The organism is Acinetobacter sp. TG2027, assembly GCF_000302435.1.
In the GTDB taxonomy this organism is placed as follows: Bacteria; Pseudomonadota; Gammaproteobacteria; order Pseudomonadales; family Moraxellaceae; genus Acinetobacter; species Acinetobacter pittii.
The window spans coordinates 128,117-145,510 of the sequence record NZ_AMJN01000035.1; the positions used below are offsets into that span (position 1 = coordinate 128,117).

The 17,394-nt window shown below is 38.1% G+C and carries 14 protein-coding genes; 7 read left to right on the forward strand and 7 right to left on the reverse strand.

Going from position 1 to position 17,394, the window contains the following annotated elements:
• Positions 1 to 113 precede the first annotated feature (113 nt).
• From B806_RS19365 to gshA, 6 genes are all read right to left on the reverse strand, one after another.
• Entirely contained in the window at positions 114 to 803 is a 690-nt protein-coding gene (locus B806_RS19365; RefSeq protein ID WP_017387589.1) for a hypothetical protein, read from the reverse strand.
• 3 nt (positions 804 to 806) lie between these two features.
• Positions 807 to 3,167, reverse strand: a complete 2,361-nt coding sequence (locus B806_RS0108145) for a hypothetical protein (RefSeq protein ID WP_017402853.1) — start codon at positions 3,165 to 3,167, stop codon at positions 807 to 809.
• Positions 3,164 to 3,727: a hypothetical protein gene (locus B806_RS0108150; RefSeq protein WP_000482373.1), complete on the reverse strand. Its 564-nt coding sequence runs from the start codon at positions 3,725 to 3,727 to the stop codon at positions 3,164 to 3,166. Before B806_RS0108150 ends, B806_RS0108145 begins: the two co-directional genes overlap by 4 nt.
• Positions 3,728 to 3,738: 11 nt before the next feature.
• Positions 3,739 to 7,068 (reverse strand): type VI secretion system Vgr family protein, encoded by a 3,330-nt coding sequence (locus B806_RS0108155; RefSeq protein ID WP_017387591.1) that lies wholly within the window; start codon positions 7,066 to 7,068, stop codon positions 3,739 to 3,741.
• A 158-nt stretch (positions 7,069 to 7,226) separates the two neighbouring features.
• Entirely contained in the window at positions 7,227 to 7,748 is a 522-nt protein-coding gene (locus B806_RS0108160; RefSeq protein ID WP_002121896.1) for a disulfide bond formation protein B, read from the reverse strand.
• Positions 7,749 to 7,764: 16 nt separating this feature from the next.
• On the reverse strand, positions 7,765 to 9,342 hold the full coding sequence (gene gshA / locus B806_RS0108165; RefSeq protein WP_017402854.1) for a glutamate--cysteine ligase: 1,578 nt from the start codon (positions 9,340 to 9,342) through the stop codon (positions 7,765 to 7,767).
• Positions 9,343 to 9,510: 168 nt separating this feature from the next.
• Here gshA and B806_RS0108170 point away from each other — a divergent pair, with 168 nt between their 5' ends.
• From B806_RS0108170 to B806_RS0108190, 5 genes are all read left to right on the forward strand, one after another.
• Positions 9,511 to 10,050: a DUF924 family protein gene (locus tag B806_RS0108170; protein ID WP_017402855.1), complete on the forward strand. Its 540-nt coding sequence runs from the start codon at positions 9,511 to 9,513 to the stop codon at positions 10,048 to 10,050.
• A 60-nt stretch (positions 10,051 to 10,110) separates the two neighbouring features.
• Positions 10,111 to 10,674, forward strand: coding sequence for a hypothetical protein (locus B806_RS0108175; RefSeq protein ID WP_002122008.1), 564 nt, complete (start codon positions 10,111 to 10,113; stop codon positions 10,672 to 10,674).
• 13 nt (positions 10,675 to 10,687) lie between these two features.
• Positions 10,688 to 11,998 (forward strand): DUF445 domain-containing protein, encoded by a 1,311-nt coding sequence (locus B806_RS0108180; RefSeq protein WP_017402856.1) that lies wholly within the window; start codon positions 10,688 to 10,690, stop codon positions 11,996 to 11,998.
• 28 nt (positions 11,999 to 12,026) lie between these two features.
• The gene (locus B806_RS0108185; RefSeq protein ID WP_017387595.1) at positions 12,027 to 13,181 is read left to right on the forward strand and encodes a pyridoxal phosphate-dependent aminotransferase; all 1,155 of its coding nucleotides are present in this window, start codon (positions 12,027 to 12,029) and stop codon (positions 13,179 to 13,181) included.
• Positions 13,182 to 13,287: 106 nt separating this feature from the next.
• Entirely contained in the window at positions 13,288 to 14,655 is a 1,368-nt protein-coding gene (locus tag B806_RS0108190) for an MATE family efflux transporter (protein WP_017387596.1), read from the forward strand.
• A gap of 57 nt (positions 14,656 to 14,712) precedes the next feature.
• Here the strand turns inward: B806_RS0108190 and B806_RS0108195 are convergent, their stop codons facing one another.
• Positions 14,713 to 15,546: an SDR family NAD(P)-dependent oxidoreductase gene (locus B806_RS0108195; protein WP_017402857.1), complete on the reverse strand. Its 834-nt coding sequence runs from the start codon at positions 15,544 to 15,546 to the stop codon at positions 14,713 to 14,715.
• A 210-nt stretch (positions 15,547 to 15,756) separates the two neighbouring features.
• On the opposite strand from B806_RS0108195, the gene B806_RS0108200 reads away from it, so the two are divergent.
• Complete coding sequence (locus tag B806_RS0108200; protein WP_017387597.1) at positions 15,757 to 16,428, forward strand: TetR/AcrR family transcriptional regulator; 672 nt, start codon at positions 15,757 to 15,759, stop codon at positions 16,426 to 16,428.
• Positions 16,429 to 16,682: 254 nt separating this feature from the next.
• Positions 16,683 to 17,393, forward strand: coding sequence for a phosphate regulon transcriptional regulator PhoB (gene phoB / locus B806_RS0108205; RefSeq protein WP_000650776.1), 711 nt, complete (start codon positions 16,683 to 16,685; stop codon positions 17,391 to 17,393).
• Position 17,394 lies beyond the last annotated feature (1 nt).

Consider the following 17,394-nt stretch of genomic DNA (forward strand, 5'->3'; position numbering starts at 1 on the left):
ATATAGATTTCTAAAGACTAAATAAAGATAGCATAGACACTTTTAGTAATAAAAGTGTCTATGCTATCTTTATTTAAATTTCTATTTATAGAGAATATTATCAGATACTTTCATTAATTTTCTCTATACTTATTTCTTAAATCTAACAAACCTTTACTATATATTTTTTCATTTTCAGTGCACGATGCTTGTAAGTTCATATCTAGGTAAGTATAACGATGTAACAACTTTTCTTCATTATTTTGCCCTCCAAAAATATTAAAATGTGCACCTTCACTTGAAAAACATTCAGTTATAATATTAGGAATTCCATCCCCTATCAAATCAACTCCTCTAATTTTATTATTTTTATATAAAATCTGATCCTTATTTAATTCAAAGCCATAGCCTCGAACTAAATCCTTGCTTCTTTTTTTAATATTATAAAAATAATTAGGCTCATCTGTAACAAAAGCTAATTCTGAAACACAATCACTACTATCTTTTTTCAATAGTGGGTTCACAACATCATATTTAAATTTTTCTTCCTCTTTATAGATAATTACGATATCTTTATTAAGAGGTTTTTCACTTACTATACAACCTTCATCAGAATCTAATAATAAATAAATCTTATTGTCTAACATTTTTTTTATATCTTTACTAACCTGTAATTTCTCTACTGAAGGTAATTTTTTTTGTGGCATCTCGACTTTATGTTGTTCAGTAGGTTTAACATGAGTAGTCTCACTTAAATGTTTATTATCACAAGCACTTAAGCCCAATCCCAATAAACACATACCAATTAATGTTTTGTAAATCACTTTTTACCTACCTGTCTCTGACCAATGAGGTGCATCTTTACTACCATACCAAATTACACCATATTTTTTGCCTAGTTGAGTTAATGTTGCCCAACTTGTAATTTTTATACTTTCACCATCAATAGTCACAACTTTTCCAATATAATTAGATATTCTCATATCTACTGCTTTTTTTCTATTATGGTTTGAAGAGCCTGGTTTACCTACTGGATTCTTGCCTATACCATATTTTTTATACATTGCTTTTGCTGATTTTATTGCTTCAGTTTTATTTCCTTTATGTGTCCAATCAATATTTACTCCCGGAAATGGAGGTACTTTATCTACAGCAATTTCTCCTCTTGCTATCGCTGTAGAATAATACATTAAATAACTTCTTTCAGATGGACGCCAAGTTGTATTAATTACGACACTGATACCGGCATTTTTCATGCCATTAATAAATTTTGAAGCGTTGGTTTTGAAAGGCTCAGCTAAATCACTTAAACTATTACTTTGTAAGAACAAGCTACACCAATCCACTCCGCTAACTTTTAGTTGAGATGAATCCGACTTAGTAACATTAATAGATATAGGTTTCATATCTTTTTGTAATGTTACTTGAGTCAATAGGTTAGTATTTTCAAATATTTTTATTGTTTGTCCGGCTTGGCCCTTATGTATTTTTGTACCTAGACCGCTAACACCGCTTATATGAGAGTTTTTATTTCCTTTATACTCAATTATATATTCACAATTACTAACTAATTGCTTAGTTATTTTGTCATAAGTTAAAATTTTAAACTCTATATCACTATTATCTATAACAATAGTTTTAGGATGGCCTTCTGTACTGGTTTTTACTTTTTCATCTCTCTTAGGGGTAGAGTCATCAGTTTCAACTGGCTTATCAACTAGTCGCTTATGTTTAGCTGAAGGAATTGGTTGTTTAGATTGAGATATTTCTACAACTTTAGTCCCTGTCTTTATATTTTTTGATGCTTGCTCTATTGCTGAGGAATCAACATCGATAACACGAAGCGATTTATTTTTATCAACTTTGATAGTTAATAAATTCCGTTCATCTCTTAATTTATAATTCAGTTCGAATCCTGGCATTGCACTAACAGTTATCTTTCCATTACCATCAGTCTTTTTTTGCTTTATCTGATTTCTATATTTTTGAATTAAATTCAAATTCGTTATAGGTTTTTTCGTATCTCTATGTCTGAACAGGATATTAAAAGTATGTAAATTAACCTTTATAATCTTTTCACCCATCCCCTCTTGTGCTGTAAAACGAATAATTTCTTGTTTTGAGTCCAGCCCACTAATTAAAACTGTAATCTCCTCACCACTTAACGCTACTAAATTATTTTCAATACCATTAGTACCTACACTATGCTTCTTTTCAGCATTTTTATATTTTAAAAAATAGGAAAAATTTGGTATTACCTTATTTTCACTATCTATGATCTTAATACTAAAATTAACGTTTTTTTGTTTAGTATTATTCTCACCCTCTTCTGCTTTTTTTTCATTATTTACTTCAGCTTTGGTGTCTTTTTTTACAGATTCTTGCTTTTGACTAGGTGATGTCTGTTGGTTATGTATGTCAGTTTGAGATTTTATTCCACTACGACCACTTGCAACAACTATAACCGAAGAATGATTTTTCCCATCAGCAATTAATAAAATTTCTTTATTATTATTATCAACCGCTTGAACACCATCAATAGTAAATCTTGCTCCCCAACCATCTTTCACAAGAAATGATCTAATTTTACCTTGATTATCAGTAACTAAATTACTTAACGCTGGTACTACTTTTGTTTTCTTGTACCCAATACTTACACTAGACTTAGCAAGTACATTAGCACTTCTATCAACAAATTGAACATAGAAACGCGATGTACCTTTATATCTATACCAACGCATATCATCATTTTCTGTTCCTTTTATTTTTACTTCTTCAGTCAAGGAACTTTTAGCAAAATCTGGAACTAGTGAAGTATATTTTTCTGGATTTTTCTTATGTAAAGCTGCTTGAGCTTTAGGGCTAAAATATAATACAACTCCATTTGTTATATCCTCTTCCAGTCCTTGATAAATTGGTGATATTGCTTCAATAATATCTTGGGTATGATCAGATATATTCCCTGAATACATTTCTGTCACAGCTTTTTTAAAAGGTGGATTTTTATCAGTAATAGCATCGAAATTCTTTTTTAAAATATCACTAACATTTCTTGCATTAAGCCACTCTGCAAAACCAATCCTATTTTTTATACAGTGCGCCACAACTTTCCAAGTGGTTGGACTGCATCCTCCAGCTTCTCCTGCCACAGTCCCAACAAACTTTATAAATTCTTCTGAATAACTCATTTACTGTTACTTCCACAAGGATTTTGGATTTTCTTTTTAAATAGAATTTTACCATAATCATTTGCAATTAAATTGAGCTCTCCAGTATTATCAAAATGAGACATCTCACTAAAATCACTGTAATAATTAAATTTTGATGGAAGAATATTGAATTTCTTTTCACTTAAGTCTATTAAAATTCTTTTATTATTAGTGAACATCTTTTTTGCATATATTTTCTTTTTACGACTATCACTTTCTATAATACATTTAGACTTAATATCAAAACTAATCAACTCCTCAGTATAGTCTTCCTCATGTTTTCCAATAAAGTAATGTCCTACACAAGGTGAACCACATGAACTTACTACATGAAAGATGTCTTCATTAACTTTTTCAATACTTGGTGATTTTATATCGTGTAATAAAATATTTTTTTTACCATTTGCTGTTAGAACCACATTACAACTTGTCTCATATTCGTCCGTACATTGGGAAATAAGATTAAAATCTTCTTTTGCATAACTTTTCAGTGAAAATAAAACCAAAAAGAGGCAAACAATATTTTGTTTATTAAACATCAGTCAATCTCCTAATCATTATATGTATGCTCATGATCAATTCCACATCCACAGCCATCAATCTCCTCACCATCTAGTGATTCAGCTTCCTGTCCAAGCATCAGCTCTTTAATTTCTGTTAAATAAGCTCCTGGGACTAAAGCGAGTTCTACATTATCAACAGAATCGCTGTAAACTCTCGCGCTACTTTCTTGCTCAAACTCATATACAGCTTCAATTTTCTTAGAATGATTAATTAACTTATATTTCATATTTTTTAATATTTTAGTATCAAATATTTGACTTAAATCAAATCTCATACTATACATCCCAGTTGCCGGCATTTTCGGCAACTCAGCATTTACTGTTGCTCCACTCGTAAACAAGTGCTGCCCAGCTTTACTTTCAAACTTACCGCCTGTTGTTGAAAATACACCATCCGCATTAATTTTGAGCTGAGATCCACCCGCGGTTAAAACAATTTCTTTTGGACTGGTAAGCTCGATTTTTTCTTCCGTAGAAATGAGCTTAATGACCTTTTTAGCAATTGCTTCAATGGCATCGTCTTGTGCTTGTAGTTCGAGCTTTCCTTTTGCTGCATAAGCACGCAAACCCTTTTGCGCGGCAAACAAACTTATTTTGTCTTGCGCATGCCCAATGATATTTTTCTGTGCACTTAAATTAATTGAACCGCTGGCACTTTCAGCAATATCTTGCGAAGCTTGCAGAATAATATTTTCAGGTGTCGTCAAGGCAATGCCATTTGGCGATGCTAATAACATCAAGGCTTGTCTAAAAATTTTGCCTTGTTCTTGCTGTTTAATATCGGAACTACTTTCTAAACCTTGGGTATAACCTTCCATAAAGCCTTGCAAAGAACTTAATGCTTTAGAAGGTGATACTTCCAATTTACTGCCTTTACTAAACGTTCCACATACACTCATCATGTCAAAGTCTTTAGTCTCGATATTCGCTAAGACTTTTCCAACCTCTTGAATACTTTCAAATGGATTTTTATGAATGCGGTCTTTAATACTGGCAAGTTTTCCTTTAACGATGTCAGCACCATGCTCTTCAACATTTTCAATAAATGCTTTTAAGTTTTCTACCGCATCTTTGGCATCGCTAAAAAAAGAATTAAATTCGTCTACAACGCCTTTTGCATTTCCCCCTAACGCACCAATATCTTGAATAAAGCCGCCACAGTCTTTTAAAGCGTGAATAGGATCGTTATTAATCCCTTCTTTAAATAGATTCACCGTACTATCTAATGCCTGTCCTGTAGTTTTTAGCTCAAGTGACTGGATGAATTTGGGTAGGCGATTAATCACGTTCAAAGCATCAGTCTGTTGCTTTGCTGCAACTTCACTGAGCATTTTCATGCTTTCATAGCCTTGTGAAAGTAAAGATTGTGCTTGTGCGGCCTCTAGATGGTCTGCAATCGCCTGCTCTTGTGCATAGGTACTAATGAGCATCCCTTTACCTGCACGCACAGCTCCCCAAGCATCTGTTCTAAGCTCAAAGCCTTCTCCACGGCCTTGGCTCGTCGCTTGTTCTTTTGGATGGCTTAAATTACCCAAATTCAGCTGTGTTGCTGCATGGCTACTTTGTAATTGGGTACTAATTTGCCCCGTTGTGTCATCAAAGCGTAATTGGTTAAAGCCACTACCACTGATTTCCTGACTGCGAATTCCGCTTAGTTTTTTAGTATCAGGAAGCTGCCCTTTCACATCGAACTTGGTTGGTGAGCGCTGTGCTTCATGAATGCGTCCAGTCACAAATGGACGGTCAATATTGCCATCAAAGAAGTCAATGACCACCACTTCACCAATACGTGGTAAGAAGCGTGCTCCATAACCTTCGCCTGCCCAAGGAGTCAGTACATCCACCCAAGCTGAGTCGGTATCATTGTCATTGCTACCCGCGCCACCATCATGCCCATGATCATCACTACGGGTGAATAGAAAACGCACCTTAATGCGCCCCCATTCATCAACATGAATAGTCTCTCCCTCTGGCCCCACGACTTTGGCTCTTTGCGGGTAAGCAATTGGGCGATGCTGTTCTGGATTATATTCAGGTGCCGTTTTAATTTGACGGCGTATTAGGGTCAGCTCATTACCTTGGCGCTCAATATCATCATAACCACGTTTATCCCAACGACTTTGGGTTAACAACTGGCTAACTTGCTGATGTAAATCTTTTGGTAAGTTATTTTGGTTATAGAAATTTTTAGCAATGATTAAGAACTCTTGATCTGCTCCTTCATGCTGATCAATTTCAGGATGCTCCTGTAAATTAAACCAATAGCCGACTTGACTATCACGGACGCTACTATAAGCCTTAAAATATTTGGCCCGACTCGCGTACATGTCAGTGAAGTGCTGATTTAATTTTTCTAGCTGATTACTACTTGAAGCAGTGGCCTGATCTTCCCCTTTCAAATCTTGCATCCAAGCAGGACTAACATGCCATGCTTGTTCAAGACTCAAACTCGCTGAATCAAATTGCTCTGAATGTAAGTGTGTAGTGATAACTGAACCTACACCTTCTTCATGTGCTAGAGCATCAGGTTGCCAACGCTGCACATGTACAGCAGTCGGCTGTAAAGACCGCACCGCAACAAAACCTGTAATGCTATCTTGATATTCTGTCGCACTACTTCTGTGATAGCGAATACTGCGTCGTTCTAAAGCTTGGTACTGGCTATTATCATCAATGAGTCTTAGTTTTTGAGCCTGTATTGGTGCAGTAAAATGAGGGACAAAAAGCTCTGATTCATCAATGAGCCAACTAACACCCTCACTTCGCCACAAGCGTGTAAGAAAGTCATAATCAGATTCATTGTGCTGCATGATAAATGGGCGAATATCATAACTCTGACTTAATCCACTAAGATCAAGACTTAAACTTGTCGCAAATAGCTGACTTTTTTCTTGCCATTCTTTAAATAAAACTTCCGTGACTTCAATAATGCTTTTATTCATAAAAACACGACTATTACGGCGCTTGTGCCATAAGTTTGTCGCGTCTTTTAAGGTGAGTTTATAAAGCGTTAAAGCACCGTCACTCTGGCCATAACTCGCTTCTGTTACAATTCCTGTAGTTCGGAATAATTGTCCAGAATCAGTAACCTGATCAACAGCAACTTGCACACCTATAAACTGCTTTAATGCAATTTGGGCACTCGTTGAAAGGCAGATCAACTCAGCTTCCAATCCCCCATTTAGCTGATGTTGGCCTTCTATACGCTGTAAAAAAACTTGGCTATTGAGTAGTTCATTAGAAAATTGCACATGGATGGCACGTTTCTGCGCACTTAACCCTATTTTTTCCAAAACATTAAAGATATTAAAAAGCATTTTTTTATAATCATAAGGATATATAAACGGCTGCACTTTATAAAAAACAGAACTATCTGTCTACATGATTATGCTTTTTTTTAATTCGTTTTTTTATATTTTGACCTATTCCCAAGCAATAAAAAGCCCAACATAGTGTTGGGCTTTTTTAAAGAGCTTTAAGCTCTTTTTTTGGTTGTCTTAAATACTGGATAAAAACGGAATAACTGCCATAAACAGACCAGTAATAGTAAGAGGAAATAGACCAATGACCAAACTGGTAAAGATTGACCTAAAAAGGTCCAATCAATTGCTGCACATTCACCTGAACCCGACAATACTTCTTGTAAAACCGTTTTCATTGGTAAGGCATCAATTAAATAATTTAAACCTGGGCCACAGCTTGGTACTTGATCTGGTGGTAAATGTTGCAACCAGACATGACGTCCTGCCACACCTACTGACCATAAAATTGCGATGCCTGCTAAAAATGCATAAAAACGTTTAACCGCATTGGAAACTGGGTTATGCAAAAAGGCTATGAGTGCTACAAGGCCCATCGCCATTAAGCCAACACGTTGAAAAATACAGAGCGGACATGGCTCTAAACCTTTTACATGTTCCAGATACAACGCAAAAGACATGCCGACAATACTTGCTAAAACAAGTAGTCCACTCACCAAACGGTAACTTAATCGCATGTAAAACCTCGTTTTATTATCGATATTGTTCAAGATATTGATCAAAACTGACCTTGGTATCTTGCTCAAGTTTTTCTTGCTGCTGTAAAGATTGCGCAGCCAACTGTTCAAAATGTTTCAAAGCTTCCACACTAAGCTCGTGCTGTTCATAACTTTCAGCATGTAACTGAGCCATGTGGCTACCAAAACTCCAAGTTCCACCATGCTTTAACGTATCGTCAATGACATGGGCAGATAAAGTTTCATCAACTTCATCAATTCGTGCTTGCATAACCGCCAAAGCTGAACCATACAAGTCCGTTGCATAGGTCTGATCGAGTAGCTGTGCACAATCTTGCATTTTTGCAATATATAAACGTGCCCAATCTTCGATGTGATATGACCCTGTTAAATCTGTAATGGTTGCGTTTGGCGCTCGACCTCGGTTGACCACCTCTGTCTGATTTTTCTCAACCAAGTCTTGTTCAGGACATAACAAGTCTGGGCTATCACTTAACAGACAATAAAGTGCTAACACTTCAAGAAAGCCTGCTGTCGTTTCATCAACGCCAATTGCCGAGTATGGATTTACATCTACAGCACGTAACTCAACATAGCCCACGCCTCGATTTTTTAAAGCTTGAGACGGTGTTTCACCTGCTTGAGGCACCTGTTTTGGACGTACTAGACTGTAATATTCATTCTCAATCTGCAAAACATGATCATTAATTTGCAATGGCTCACCAGATGCATCATTTAACCCTAAACGGCTAAATGGTGGGTAAGGAGAATGAACGGCTTTTTGTAAACCATCCAGATAGCCAGACAAATTGTTGTAATGAATACCTAAGCTTTTTTGTGCTGAGTTTTGATAGCCCAATCGCCCCATACGGAGTGCTGTAGCATACGGTAAATAGTATGAACCTTTGATTAAAGGCAACAAATGATGTTTGTGTCCGGTCAAGAAACAACGACAGACTGTTGGGCTTGCGCCCACCAAGAACATGACCAATGGTGTTAAACGAATAAAATTACGAATAAGGCCAAAATAACGATGGCTACGGTAATCCTGCAAACTTAATGATTTTAATTGTTCGTCAGTTTCATGAGCTTGTAGCTCAGCAAAAAGGGTATCTGGGAAAGATAAGTTGTAATGCACCCCTGAAATGGTCTGCATACGACGACCATATCGAATTCCTAACCCACGGCGATATAGTGTTTTAAAACGGCCAATATTAGAAGTGCCATATTGCGCTAGACGAATGCGTTCTTCATTGTCGTCTAACATACATGGCATAGACAGTGGCCAGAGTTTTTCACCATTTTCTAAATGACGATGTACAACCGCATGAATATCGGTGAGCTCATGCAGAGCTTCTTCAATTGTTGGCTTAGGTGAGGTAATAAACTCCATCAACGCTTCTGAATAATCAGTCGTAATTTTTGGATGTGTTAAAGCTGAACCTAATGCTTTCGGATGTAACTCTTGTGATAAGAACCCATTACTTTGCATACGTAGGCTTTCACGCTCTATTCCACGTAACATGCCTTGTAGTAGCGACGAATCCACCCAAGCAGGAATAACTGATTGAGATGGTGTAGTGGGTTGACTCATGCATTTGCTCGCTTATTAAAGATCACTATATACAAAATCGTGAGATGATACGGTTACTTATATAATCACATCATTCCAGTTTGGCAATTTTTATCACAATCTTGTTATTTAAGACACGAAAGAATTGTGATTTTATTGAAGAATAATTGCTAAAGAGTTGTCAATATCATGAACGAACAAGACATTTTAAACTTCTGGTTTTCTCCTGAACACCGTTCACTTTGGTTTGCAAAAAGTGATGATTTTGACAAAAAAATCCGTGAAAATTTTTCTGATGTTCATCGACAGGCAACTCAAGCAGAACTCTGGTCTTGGCGAAAAACAGCAGAAGGTCGTTTGGCAGAGATTATTGTACTAGACCAGTTTTCTCGCAATATCTATCGTGATCAGCCCCAATCTTTTGCCTATGACAGCTTGGCATTAGCTTTGGCACAAGAAGCAATTAGTTTGCAACTCGATGCACAGCTTAATCCAGAGCAACGCTCTTTTTTATATATGCCGTTTATGCATAGTGAATCAAAATTGATTCATGAGTTTGCCTTGAAACTATTTCAACGTCTTGGCAATGAAATTAACTTAAGCTTTGAGAAAAAGCATAAAGTCATTATTGATCGCTTTGGACGCTATCCTCATCGCAATGCCATCCTTGGACGTGTCTCAACACCAGAGGAAACCGAATTTTTATTAGAACCGAACAGTAGTTTTTAAGACTTTTCTATTTTTTAATGCTGAGTCATCTTTGTTTTAATGCTCAGCTGGGAGTTCACCATGAAATATCTCTCTCTTTGTTTAGCATTAGGCACTGCCTTAACCTTAACTGCTTGTGCAACGACTCCAAGTAAACCAAAAACCTTTGATCAACTTGGTCAGTTTTCCGCATACCCTTTAAATGCACAAACGTTTCGTATTAGTTTTCAAGCCGATCCGAATATGAGTTACGGTGCAGCTGAAGAAATCACTTTGGTAAAATCAGCGCAAACGACCGTACAAAAAGGTTTCCGCTTTTTTAAAGTACTGAATGACCCAAGTAACCAAAGTCAGAAACCACCACGTCAGGCTGTGGTTTATCCATCTGCTCCAAGCTTTTATCCTTATGGCTATGGTCGTCGCTATCCGGGTTTCTGGCATGATCCGTTCTATGATTTCCCACAAGTGGTCAATATCGACCCTGTTCAAGTGTCGTATACTATTGAATGTTATCGGGATCAAAAGCAAGCTCCTCAAGACGCTTTTGATGCAACCTTGATCTTGAAATCAATCGGACAAAAATATGGATTGAGTCCGACAGGAGCGCTGTTGCCACCACCCGAGCCTCCAGTAAAACAAAAATGAATAGGATAAATTTATGAGCATGGCAGAAGAAGTTCACCACGTGCCCAGTCTTAAACGTAGTAAATATTTTGCTACCCTAGCGCTGATCATCGTCGTTGTGCTGTGGATTGCACTGATGGTAGCCGACCGTTTTCTGCCAGAATACACAGGTTTTATTCATATTTTGATGCTAGGGGCCGAAGCAGGCGTAGTTGGTGGTCTAGCCGATTGGTACGCGATTACAGTTCTGTTTCGGAACCCTTTTGGTAAGTTACCGATTCCTAAGTTTTTACGGGACCATACCGAGATTATTCCGCGTAACAAGGCACGCATTGCAGAGTCAATGGGCCGTTTTGTACAGGAAAATTTTCTTTCGCCTCAAGTGGTCGAAAGAAGCTTAGAAAAAACTGACTTAAGCCTCGCAATTGGTCAATGGTTGGCAAGTCCGCAAAACAATACGCAAGTGGTGCAGCTCATTCAGCAAACTGTACCGAAAATTTTTGAATTTGTGAGCCAAGAGCAAATTGCTAATTTCGTACAAAACAACAGCGTGCAATGGGTACGTAATACCCAAGTCAACAAACTCGCCAGTGAAATGCTACGTGCAGTCTTGGAAAATGATTTCCACCAAGATGTTTTACAACGTGGTCTAGATATTGCCCATGAGTGGGTGGTACAAAACCCAGATAAAACCCGTGAATTAACCCGAAAAATGTTTAAAGCACTGGGCGTCTGGTCACTTGCAAGAGGTGCAAGCTGGATTGGAATTGATGTTCAACAACGTACAATCGACTCACTCGTTGAAAAAGTAGAATCGATGCTGGCCGACCATGAACACCCATGGCGACAAGAAATTGAAACGATTGCACACACACTCATGCTAGAGCTAGCGAAACCCGATAGTGTTGCCAGTCAACGCCTTAACAGCGGTAAAGATGCGCTCCTTGATAGTCCTCAAGTTCTAAATTTTATTAGTGGTGCTGTCACCATTTTGTGTGATGCCATTAAAGAAGATTTAATGAAAGAAGACTCTGGCATTGCAATGAACCTGCGAGCTGCGATTCAGCAGCTCGGTGAAAACCTTGTTCAAAATGTAAAAGTACGTGAAGTTCTCAACAAAGAAATGACAGGACTTGCCATGAATTTTACGGATCAATATAGCCATAAAATCATACGCTATGTGAGTGAACGCATTCATGAATGGGATTCACGTGAAATGATCGGGAAAATTGAAAATGAAGTCGGTGGCGACTTGCATATGATCCGAGTAAATGGTGTTGTAGTGGGTGCATTTATTGGTTTGACACTCGGTGTAATTCGGGCAGTGATTGAGTCAATTTTATAACTTTAAATATTTTTAATAAGAGAACAATATGCTTCAGCTACAGTCAAAATTGGCCACTCAAGGCGTGACTATTTTTAGTACCATGACGGCAATGGCACATCGTTTAGGTGCTCTCAACCTATCACAAGGCTTTCCAGATTTTCCGGCGCCACAAGCCTTACTGGAAGCTTTATCTCAGGCGACTTTAGCTGGACATAATCAGTACCCGCCTGGCGATGGTATTCTCGGTTTACGCGAGCAACTCGCTTTACAATTTCAGCAGCGTGATCAAATTCAACTTGATCCTGTTACTCAAATCACGATTACTCCCGGCGCAACCATTGCAATTTTTTGTGCCATACAAGCCTGCATCAATGCAGGTGATGAAGTCATTATTTTTGACCCAAGTTATGATAGCTATGGCCCTTCTGTCGAGTTAGCAGGCGGCAAAGCGGTTCATATTGCCTTGCAAGCACCTGACTTTAAGGTGAACTGGCAACAAGTTAAAGATTTGATTAATGACAAAACCCGTATGATTGTGGTGAATACGCCCCATAATCCAACAGGTACGATCTGGGCAAAACAAGACTGGTTAGAACTCATTGAACTGATTCAAGATAAAAATATTTTGATTTTATCCGATGAGGTCTATGAACACTTAGTTTTTGATGGTCAACAACACTTTAGCGCATTGCATTTTCCAGAGCTCAGAGAGCGTAGTTTTGTGATTGGTTCTTTTGGAAAAACCTTTCATGTGACGGGATGGAAAACGGGTTACTGCGTCGCTTCACCTGAGCTAATGCGTTTATTCCGCCAGATTTATCAATATGCGAATTTCTGTGGCACGACTCCTTGTCAGATTGCGCTAGCGCAATATATGGAGCAACATCCAGAACATATTCAAGAGCTTTCTCAGTTTTACCAAACGAAAAGAGATCGATTTAATCAGGCAATTCACAATAGTCGTTTTTTACTAAAACCTTCTCAAGGTACTTATTTCCAAAACCTTGATTACAGTCAAATTAGACCTGACTTAAACAATGTAGAAATGTGCCAGTTTCTTGCCGAGCAACACAAGATTGTGGCAATTCCAGTTTCGGTTTTCTACCAGCAAGCGCCTGAGTCTTTACGCTTGATTCGATTCTGCTTTGCTAAAAATGATGAGACTCTGCAAAAAGCAGGAGAAATTTTGAATCAATGTTAATAAATTTAGCCACTTAGCACTGTAAAAATACTACAAGTCATTCGCTCCAACTATGCTAAGTTGAATATCCGCCCCGCTCATCAAAGAGATGGGCGATGGAGAACACATGCCACCAAGACAGTCCTTAATTCAACAGCAAAATCTATGGAAAACATTTTTTGTTTTCTTGCTACCCTTGATTGCAACCAATATTTTGCAGAACTTGTCGGGAACTATTAATACCATCTTTGTTGGTCAAATGATGGGAGTAGATGCAATTGCGGCAGTTTCTGTATATTTCCCTATCTTATTTTTGCTACTCGCTTTTATTATCGGGATTTCAACGGGTACTACTGTTTTAGTAGGGCAAGCATGGGGTGCGCAAAATATAGAAAAAGTCCAAAGTGTAGTTGGTTCTACCCTGTTTATGACCATCATTGGTGGAATTATTACCGCGATTCTTGGTGTGTTTTTCGCCCATGATATTTTGGAGCTTTTAGGTACAGATCCCAAGGTAATGCATCTTGCTTTGCCTTATGTACAATGGATGTTGGCGGGTAGTCCACTTCTGTTCGTTTATATTATCTATACCTCAATTTTACGTGGTGTGGGAGACAGTACGACCCCTTTACTGGCCCTCGCTTTAACCAGTGTCATCGGTGTAATTATTACACCAATTCTTCTCAAAGGTTATTTTGGCTTTCCTGCCCTAGGGATTATTGCTCCTGCTATAGCATCAATTATTAGTTATATCGCAATATTAATTTTTCTCGCGATTTATCTAAATAAGAAAAATCATTCACTTCGCCCGAATCGTCAACTTCTGCAACATATCCGTCATAATCCAGAACTGAGCAAAATCATTTTACGCTTAGGCGTCCCAACGGGTATTCAAATGATTACAACCTCAATGGCGGGTTTAGTTATTGTTGGGTTGGTTAACCATTATGGTTCACATGCTACAGCAGCGTATGGTGCAGTGAATCAGGTGCTCAACTATATTCAGTTTCCAGCGATTTCGATCTCCATCGCAGCCTCAATTTTTGCAGCGCAAGCGATTGGTGCGGGTAAATCAGATCTATTAGCGCGAGTAACCCGTACGGCTCTGGGAATGAACTTTTTATTTACAGGTGCCTTAATTGCACTTGGTTATCTATTTTCAAAATATTTAATGGCTTTGTTTATTACCGACCCAACTGTGGTGGTGTTAGGTCAACAGCTTTTATTTATTGTACTTTGGGCGATTTTATTCTTTGGTGCAGGTGCCATTTTTGCATCTATCATGCGTGCGAGCGGTACCGTGACTGTTCCAATGCTGATTAACATCTCTGCCATTTTATTTATTGAAATTCCATGCGCTTACTGGTTTAGCTCAATGTGGGGACTTAAAGGCATTTGGGTTGCCTATGCCTTGGCATTTGTGAGTTTATGTATTATTCAAGGCTTGTATTATCAATTTATCTGGAAGAAAAAGACGATCAAAGTTCTTATTTAGAACCATCCAAGCCACATAAAAAAAGCCATCATTTGATGGCTTTTTTTAATTTAAATCTTATTTCATCCATTTGGTCACAACGGTTGAAGCGCGTTGATATCCTGTTGGGAACAAACGCTGCAATGCATCAAGAAATTTTGCATCACTACCAATCAATAAACGGCGTTTATTTTTCAAAACAGCATCCAAGATTTGACGAGCCGCTTCTTCTGGTGGAGTACGTAGGAACTTATCAAAGTTTTGAATCGATTTAGCTGGGTCCATACCTAAAGTACTCAAGCTATCACTCATTTTTGCAGCTTTAGCAATATTGGTGCAAATTCCCCCCGGATGTACGCACAAAGAACTCACACCACTTTTTTCAATATCCAACTCTTGGCGTAATGATTCGGTAAAGCCACGCACAGCAAATTTAGTTGCGTTATAACCAGATTGAGTCGGTTGAGCAGTCAGACCAAATAAGCTCGAGATGTTAATAATGTGCCCATCTTGAGTTTGCTTAATGAACGGTAAAAATTCTTTAGTACCGTATACGACACCCCAGAAGTTAATCCCAACAATCCACTCTAAATCTTCGTAGGTCGCGCCTTCGACAGTCGAACCTAACGCAACACCAGCATTGTTAAAAATCAGGTTAACAGAGCCGTGATCTTGTACTGTTTCTTGCGCCCACTGCTTTACCGCTTCACGGTCAGACACATCAAGCTTTTTGGTAGTAACAGTAATATTGCTGTACGGCTTTAAAAGCTCGACAGTTTGTTGTAATCCTTTTTCATTAATATCACTCAACGAAAGATGGCAGCCCTGTTTTGCCAAAAGAATTGCTAACTGTTGCCCAATGCCAGAACCCGCGCCCGTAATTGCAGCGACTTTGTTTTTAAAATTTTTCATTGTCCATCCTTTGTTTTTCGTTTTGCACAACCGGTTCATTGCATGTGCACTTTAGACACCTTCAATATAATTTTGACAATACACATTGTCAATATAGTACACTGTAATTTCAGATAGAATGGCACAATTCTGCTGAGGGCTTTATCATAGTGAGCATATTTGGCCAAAACCTATAAATTAGGAAACCATTCTTTAGGAAACAATTTATTTATGGCGACTAACGACTCAACCAGTAAAAAGAAAACAAAAAGTGTGAGTAAAGAACGTCAGTTCAAAGGGTTATCTCTATCTGAACGTAAAGAGGCACGCCGTGAAAAGCTGATTGAAGCAGGTATTGCAACCTATGGAACCCTTGGTTTTTTTTCAGTGACTGTAAAAGATGTCTGCCAAGAGGCAAAACTCACCGAACGTTATTTTTATGAATCATTTAAAAAGAGTGAAGATTTATTTCAAACCATCTTTTTAAAAATGATTGAAGAATTACAGCAAAATCTGATGCAAGCAGTGATTAAAGCTGCACCCGATCCAGAAAAAATGGTCGATGCTGGTTTAAGAGCACTGCTGACGACATTAAAAGATGACCCGAGATTAGCTCGTATTGTCTATGTCGACGCAGTCTTGGTACAAGAATTACATAATCAAGCCACCATTCAAGAAACACTTGCGCAATTTGATCGCATGATTCAAGCCTTCGTTATGCTGACCATGCCCCAAATTCAGCACCACGAAAATGAACTCTCTTTAATTGCAACTGGTTTGAATGGATATGTGACTCAAATTGCGATTCGATGGGTGATGGGAGGGTTTGAGCAGTCTCTTGAGCAGGTTTTAACTGCATGCCGTGTCGTTTTCTTATCTTTATTAGCGCAAGTTTCAAAATAATATTAAAGTTTTTTGACAGCTAAAAATGTGAAAAAATAGCGAAGCAATTAAGGTGATAACCTATTGAATGATTTTAGAAATTTTGAGGCTGAGATGTCATAATTTGGTCATACCTTTGCCTTAGTTTTGTCACAAATTATTGCTAAATTCATTTTTATAGACTTTTCTGCAATGAAATTGTCATAATTAATCTTTGTAATAAGCCTGTCATAACTACAAAACGGTTCACCGTTAAATCTATAGGATATTGCGTTGTGAAAGATGACTATATTTTAATTGTCGATGATGAGCTTCCTATTCGTGAAATGATCCATACTTCTTTGGACATGGCAGGCTTTCAGTGTCTACAGGCAGAAGATGCCAAACAAGCTCATCAAATTATCGTCGACCAACGTCCGGCGCTTATCTTGCTTGATTGGATGTTACCTGGAGGCGTAAGTGGTGTCGATTTATGTCGCCGCTTAAAACGCGATGAGAACCTAGCAGAAATTCCAGTGATTATGCTGACCGCTCGCGGAGAAGAAGACCATAAAGTACAAGGTCTTGATGCGGGTGCAGATGATTACATGACGAAGCCTTTCTCAACACGTGAACTGGTTTCACGTATTAAGGCAGTTCTGCGCCGCGCGAATGCATTAAGTGGTGAAAAAACAATTGATGCCAATGGTTTAATTCTTGATCCTGTAAGCCAACGTGTTAGCTTTGGCAACAGCATTTTAGATATGGGCCCAACTGAATATCGCTTACTTGCATTTTTTATGACCCATCCAGAACGTGCATATACGCGTGCCCAGTTGCTCGATCAGGTATGGGGCGGTAATGTATATATTGAAGACCGCACTATCGATGTGCATATCCGTCGTTTGCGTAAAGTGTTAGAACCTTTTGGTGTTGACCGATTTGTTCAGACTGTACGTGGAACTGGCTACCGTTTCTCTACACGTGCAGATTTAGCCGCAGGTTAAC

Excerpts from the sequence above, each read along its gene's own strand:
- B806_RS0108145 (WP_017402853.1), bottom strand. The coding sequence starts at position 3,167 with ATGAGTTATTCAGAAGAATTTATAAAGTTTGTTGGGACTGTGGCAGGA.
- B806_RS0108150 (WP_000482373.1), bottom strand. The coding sequence starts at position 3,727 with ATGTTTAATAAACAAAATATTGTTTGCCTCTTTTTGGTTTTATTTTCA.
- B806_RS0108155 (WP_017387591.1), bottom strand. The coding sequence starts at position 7,068 with ATGCTTTTTAATATCTTTAATGTTTTGGAAAAAATAGGGTTAAGTGCG.
- B806_RS0108160 (WP_002121896.1), bottom strand. The coding sequence starts at position 7,748 with ATGCGATTAAGTTACCGTTTGGTGAGTGGACTACTTGTTTTAGCAAGT.
- gshA (WP_017402854.1), bottom strand. The coding sequence starts at position 9,342 with ATGAGTCAACCCACTACACCATCTCAATCAGTTATTCCTGCTTGGGTG.
- B806_RS0108170 (WP_017402855.1), top strand. The coding sequence starts at position 9,511 with ATGAACGAACAAGACATTTTAAACTTCTGGTTTTCTCCTGAACACCGT.
- B806_RS0108175 (WP_002122008.1), top strand. The coding sequence starts at position 10,111 with ATGAAATATCTCTCTCTTTGTTTAGCATTAGGCACTGCCTTAACCTTA.
- B806_RS0108180 (WP_017402856.1), top strand. The coding sequence starts at position 10,688 with ATGAGCATGGCAGAAGAAGTTCACCACGTGCCCAGTCTTAAACGTAGT.
- B806_RS0108185 (WP_017387595.1), top strand. The coding sequence starts at position 12,027 with ATGCTTCAGCTACAGTCAAAATTGGCCACTCAAGGCGTGACTATTTTT.
- B806_RS0108190 (WP_017387596.1), top strand. The coding sequence starts at position 13,288 with ATGCCACCAAGACAGTCCTTAATTCAACAGCAAAATCTATGGAAAACA.
- B806_RS0108195 (WP_017402857.1), bottom strand. The coding sequence starts at position 15,546 with ATGAAAAATTTTAAAAACAAAGTCGCTGCAATTACGGGCGCGGGTTCT.
- B806_RS0108200 (WP_017387597.1), top strand. The coding sequence starts at position 15,757 with ATGGCGACTAACGACTCAACCAGTAAAAAGAAAACAAAAAGTGTGAGT.